Source organism: Roseateles sp. P5_D6, from assembly GCF_054049415.1.
The window spans coordinates 1-5,201 of record NZ_JBFUMK010000049.1 but is presented as its reverse complement, the minus strand read 5'-3'; the positions used below and the strand labels follow the sequence as shown (position 1 = coordinate 5,201).

General features: G+C 66.1%; 6 protein-coding genes and 1 pseudogene. 6 read left to right on the top strand and 1 reads right to left on the bottom strand.

Going from position 1 to position 5,201, the window contains the following annotated elements; translation table 11 throughout:
• The 6 genes and pseudogenes from ACXJKM_RS30020 to ACXJKM_RS29995 all read left to right on the top strand — a co-directional run.
• On the top strand, positions 1 to 340 hold a 340-nt coding region (locus ACXJKM_RS30020), incomplete at its 5' end, for a MutS-related protein (protein ID WP_457356660.1).
• 5 nt (positions 341 to 345) lie between these two features.
• On the top strand, positions 346 to 1,164 hold the full coding sequence (locus ACXJKM_RS30015; RefSeq protein ID WP_457356659.1) for a substrate-binding periplasmic protein: 819 nt from the start codon (positions 346 to 348) through the stop codon (positions 1,162 to 1,164).
• A gap of 72 nt (positions 1,165 to 1,236) precedes the next feature.
• Positions 1,237 to 2,040 carry an alpha/beta fold hydrolase gene (locus ACXJKM_RS30010; protein ID WP_457356658.1) on the top strand — a complete coding sequence of 268 codons (804 nt, stop codon included), beginning with the start codon at positions 1,237 to 1,239 and terminating at the stop codon, positions 2,038 to 2,040.
• Positions 2,041 to 2,098: 58 nt separating this feature from the next.
• A complete protein-coding gene (locus tag ACXJKM_RS30005) occupies positions 2,099 to 3,730 on the top strand; it encodes a CTP synthase (RefSeq protein ID WP_056197248.1) in 1,632 nt (543 codons plus the stop codon).
• A 3-nt stretch (positions 3,731 to 3,733) separates the two neighbouring features.
• Entirely contained in the window at positions 3,734 to 4,591 is an 858-nt protein-coding gene (gene kdsA / locus ACXJKM_RS30000; RefSeq protein WP_457356657.1) for a 3-deoxy-8-phosphooctulonate synthase, read from the top strand.
• A gap of 74 nt (positions 4,592 to 4,665) precedes the next feature.
• Positions 4,666 to 4,950: pseudogene (locus ACXJKM_RS29995) on the top strand (DUF1330 domain-containing protein); the annotation flags it as partial.
• Positions 4,951 to 4,978: 28 nt separating this feature from the next.
• Here ACXJKM_RS29995 and ACXJKM_RS29990 read toward each other — a convergent pair.
• Positions 4,979 to 5,201: integrase core domain-containing protein (locus ACXJKM_RS29990; protein ID WP_457353896.1), on the bottom strand; the 223-nt coding region annotated here is incomplete at its 5' end.

Here is a 5,201-nt window from a genome sequence, read left to right as displayed (position 1 = left end):
GAACTGGCACGTGTCGGCCGTGGAGAGCGGTGAGGACATCGTCTTCCTGCACGAGCTGCAGCCCGGCCCGGCCAGCCGCAGCTATGGCGTGCAGGTCGCCAAGCTGGCCGGCATGCCCGCCAGCCTCGTGCGCCAGGCTCGCGCGACGCTGGAGGCCCTGGAGGCCCGCCAGAACGCGGCCGACGACCAGTTCGACCTCTTCGCCGCCCCGCCCGCGCCGCCGCCCCTGCCCGAGCCCAGCGAGCTGCTGCAGGCGCTGGCCAAGGTCGACCCCGACGCGCTGTCGCCGCGCGAGGCACTGGAAGCGCTGTACCAACTCAAGCGCCTGGCGGCCAGCTGAACGCCATGAACCGGCGCCGCGCCGCATTGGCGCTGTTGTCCACGATGGGCCCCTCCGCCGCCCTGGCTGCGGAGCCTCTGCGCGTCACCATCCCGCAGTTGTCGCCCAGCTCGCAGGAGCACGCAAGCTATTTCCCGCAACTGCTGCGCCTGGCGTTGGAGAAGACGCAGGCCAGCGACGGGGCCTTCGAGATCCAGCACTACGAGCAGCCGATGAGCGGCCAGCGCCAGTTCGTCGAGCTGAAGAACAATGGCGCCATCAACGTCATCTGGGATGGCAGCAACACCAGGCGCGAGGCCGAGCTCCTTCCTGTGCGCTTCTCGCTGCTGCGCGAACTCAACGACTACCGCGTCTTCCTGATCCGCAGGGGTGACCAGGCGCGTTTCCGGGCCGTGCGCACGCTGACCGACCTGAGCCGCTTCACGGCCGGGGCCGGCGAGGGCTGGCCATCGACCGACGTGCTGCGCGCCAACGGCCTGCCCGTGGTCACGTCCGTCAATTACGAACAGCTCTTCGCGATGCTGGGCGCCAGGCGCTTCGACTACATGCCGCGCGGCGTTTATGAGGCCTGGTACGAGCAGCAACAGCACAGCGGCCTGGCCATCGAGCAGACCCTGTTCCTCCACTACGGCGTGCCCTTCTACTTTTTCACCAGCCGCGACAACCCGGCCCTGGCCGACCGCATCGAGCGCGGCCTGCGCGCAGCCCTGGCGGACGGCAGCTTCGACCGCCTGTTCCGCAGCATTCCCGGCTTCAGGCGCAGTCTTGATGAGATCCACGCCGGCAGGCGCCGCGTGCTGGAGCTTGAGCTGCCGCCCGACTGACGGCCACGTCTGGACTCGGCACTCCAAAACTGACGCTGAACAGGTCGCCCGACGCAGGCAAACTGCGCGCCCATGACAACTCGCACGCTGGTCTTCTCTCACGCCAACAGCTATCCCGCCGGCTGCTACCGCGTGCTGTTCGAGCGCTGGCGCGCCGCCGGCTGGCGCGTCGAGGCGCTGGATCGCTTTGGCCACGACCCGCGCTTCCCCGTGACTGGCGACTGGCGCCGCCTGCGTGACCAGTTGCTGCATTTCATCGAGCATGAAGTGCCCCCGCAAGGCCAGGTCGCCCTTGTCGGCCACTCGCTGGGCGGCATGCTGAGTTTGATGGCCACCTGCCGCCGACCCGATCTCGTCAGCCGCCTTGTCATGCTGGACTCACCCGTCGTGTCGGGCATGAAGGCCGCGGTCGTTGCGATGGCCAAGACGACGGGACTCATCCACCGCTACGGCCCGTCCAAGATCGCCCGCGAGCGTCGCCATGTCTGGCCGGCTCGCGAGGCCGTCTACAAGCATTTCTCAGCCAAGAAGCTCTTCGCCCGCTGGGACCCGCGGGTGCTGGCCGACTACATCGACGCCGGTTTCGAAGAGTCTGAAGACGGCCAGGTCAGGCTGCGCTTCACGCGCGAGGTCGAGGCCCACATTTACCGTACCTTGCCCCACCACCTGCCCCTGCTGCTGCGCCTGCGCCCGCCCCAATGCCCGGTGGCTTTCGTCGGCGGTACGCGCTCGGTCGAGCTGCGCCAGGCCGGTGCCGCGGCGTCCAGGAAACTGGCTGGGGAGAACTGGCGCTGGATGGAGGGCTCGCACCTGTTCCCTTTCGAGAAACCTGAGGAAACGGCCGACTTGGTGCTGGAGTTGCTGGGGCCCAATTGACGGGTCTCGTACAATCGCAATTTCCCACCTCAGCATGCTGTTCTGCGTGCTGCAAGACATGACCAAATTCGTCTTCGTCACCGGCGGTGTGGTGTCCTCCCTGGGCAAGGGCATCGCGTCGGCCTCCCTGGCTGCCATCCTCGAATCGCGCGGCCTCAAAGTCACCCTGATCAAGCTGGACCCCTACATCAACGTCGACCCCGGCACGATGTCGCCCTTCCAGCACGGTGAAGTCTTCGTCACCGACGACGGCGCCGAAACCGACCTCGACCTCGGCCACTACGAGCGCTTCATCACCACGCGGATGAAGAAGGCCAACAACTTCACGACCGGCCAGATCTACAAGACCGTGCTCGAGAAGGAACGCCGCGGCGACTACCTCGGCAAGACGGTGCAGGTGATTCCGCACATCACCAACGAGATCCAGGAATACATCAAGCGCGGCGCCGAGGGCGTCGACGTGGCCATCGTCGAGATCGGCGGCACGGTGGGCGACATCGAGTCCCTGCCCTTCCTCGAAGCCGTGCGCCAGATGAGCCTGCGCGCCGGCCCGACCAACACGGCCTATGTGCACCTGACCTATGTGCCCTGGATCGCCGCCGCTGGCGAGCTGAAGACCAAGCCGACCCAGCACACGGTGCAGAAGCTGCGCGAGATCGGCATCCAGCCCGACGCGCTGCTGTGCCGCGCCGACCGCCGCATCCCCGACGACGAGCGCGAGAAGATCTCGCTGTTCACCAACGTCGCCGAGTACGGCGTGATCTCGATGTGGGACGTGAACACCATCTACAAGGTGCCGCGCATGCTGCATGAGCAGGGCCTGGACCAGCTCATCTGCACCAAGCTCCAGCTCAACACCAAGAGCACGGACCTGAGGCGCTGGGACACGCTGGTCTACGAGGTCGAAAACCCCAAGACCGAGATCACCATCGCCATGTGCGGCAAGTACACCGACCTGTCGGATTCGTACAAGTCGCTCAACGAGGCGCTGCGCCACGCCGGCATCCACAACCATGCCGGCGTCAAGATCGAGTACGTCGACAGCGAGACGCTGACGCCCGAGACGGTCGACACGCTGGCCAAGTTCGACGCCATCCTCGTGCCCGGCGGCTTCGGCAAGCGCGGCGTGGAAGGCAAGATCCTGGCCGCCCAGTACGCCCGTGAGCACAAGCTGCCTTACCTGGGCATCTGCCTGGGCATGCAGGTCGCGACCATCGAGTACGCCCGCCACATGGCCGGCCTCGAGAACGCCAACTCCACCGAGTTCGATCCCGACACGCCCCACCCCGTCATCGCGCTGATCGACGAGTGGCAGGACGCCGACGGCAGCATCCAGAAGCGTGACGAGAAGAGCGACCTCGGCGGCACGATGCGCCTGGGCGCGCAGAGCTCCGACGTCAAGGACGGCACGCTGGCCCGTGACATCTATGGCCCGATCGTCACCGAGCGCCACCGCCATCGCTACGAGGCCAACGAGCACTACCTCGACCGCCTGCAGAAGGCCGGCCTCGTCATCTCGGCCATCACCCAGCGCGAGAAGCTGACCGAGATGGTCGAGCTGCCGCGCGAGGTGCACCCCTGGTTCGTGGGCGTGCAGTTCCACCCCGAATTCAAGTCCACGCCCTGGGGCGGCCACCCGCTGTTCACGGCCTTCATCAAGGCTGCGCTGGAACACCATCAGAAGGCCTGACCTATGAAGCTCTGTGGATTCGATGTCGGCATCGACAAGCCTTTCTTCCTGATCGCCGGGACCTGCTCGATCGAGGGCCTGCAGATGTCGCTCGACGTCGCCGGCCTGTTGAAAGAGGCGTGCACGGCCCTCGGCATTCCGCTGATCTACAAGGGCTCGTTCGACAAGGCGAACCGGTCGTCCGGCACCACCAAGCGCGGTGTCGGCATGGAAGCCGGCCTGAAGATCCTCGACGAGGTACGCCGCCAGACCGGCCTGCCGGTGCTGACCGACGTGCACGACGCTGGCCAAGTGGCCGAGGTCGCCAGCGTGGTGGACGTGCTGCAGACCCCGGCCTTCCTGTGCCGCCAGACGGATTTCATCCGCGCGGTCGCGCAAAGTGGCAAGCCGGTCAACATCAAGAAGGGCCAGTTCCTCGCGCCCTGGGACATGAAGAACGTCATCGACAAGGCCCGCGCCGCCGCGCGCGAGGTGGGCCTGTCCGAAGACCTCTTCCTAGCCTGCGAGCGCGGCGTCAGCTTCGGCTACAACAACCTGGTCGCCGACATGACCAGCCTGGCCGAGATGCGCAACACCGGCGCGCCGGTGGTCTTCGACGTCACCCACTCGGTGCAGAAGCCCGGTGGCCTGGGTGGCTCGAGCGGTGGTGCCCGCGAGATGGTGCCCGTGCTGGCCCGTGCCGGCGTGGGCGTCGGTGTGGCGGGCCTGTTCATGGAGACGCACCCGAACCCGGCCGAGGCCTTCAGCGACGGCCCCAACGCCGTGCCGCTCAAGCACATAAAGACGCTGCTGGAGCAACTGGTGGCGCTGGATCGCGTCGTCAAGAAGCAGCCTCTTTTGGAGAATGATTTCTCCTGCTAAGGGGAGATCATTCGACGAACTGGCATGCGTTGACTTGCACCTTCGTCAAAATGATTTCAGCTGCTGAGAGATAAATGGCTGCCTACATCCTCGCCAACGTCAAGGTCACCAACCCAGCGCAATACGAGGACTACCGGCGGCTCTCGACGCTGGCCATGAAGCAGCATGGCGCCGAGGTGCTGGTGCGCGGCGGCAAGACCACGGTGCTCGAAGGCGACTGGACACCCGAGCGCGTCGTGCTGTTGAAGTTCCCCACACCCGAAGCTGCACAAGCCTTCTACGACTCACCCGAGTACGGTGTGGCGCGTGAGGCCCGCGAGGGCATCGCCGTCATGCGCATGGTGTTGATCGAAGGCGTTTGTGACCTGCCCCCAATCGCCGTACCAGTCATTGCGAGGGAGCCCTGGGGGTCAAGGGTATCGCCAGTGCGGCGGTTGAAGCTGAACCTTCCTCGACAGCCTGCTGCCGTTGAAGGCGTGCGAAGCACCTGGGTGGCATGCGGCCGATGCTCGAATGCGGCCGCACCTCGTTGTAGTCCTGTACCCAGGCCTGGATCACGACCCGGGCCTGCGCCAGCGTCTCGAACCAGTGCTCGTTGAGGCACTCGTCG

Excerpts from the sequence above, each read along its gene's own strand:
- ACXJKM_RS30010 (WP_457356658.1), top strand. The coding sequence starts at position 1,237 with ATGACAACTCGCACGCTGGTCTTCTCTCACGCCAACAGCTATCCCGCC.
- ACXJKM_RS30005 (WP_056197248.1), top strand. The coding sequence starts at position 2,099 with ATGACCAAATTCGTCTTCGTCACCGGCGGTGTGGTGTCCTCCCTGGGC.
- kdsA (WP_457356657.1), top strand. The coding sequence starts at position 3,734 with ATGAAGCTCTGTGGATTCGATGTCGGCATCGACAAGCCTTTCTTCCTG.
- ACXJKM_RS30015 (WP_457356659.1), top strand. The coding sequence starts at position 346 with ATGAACCGGCGCCGCGCCGCATTGGCGCTGTTGTCCACGATGGGCCCC.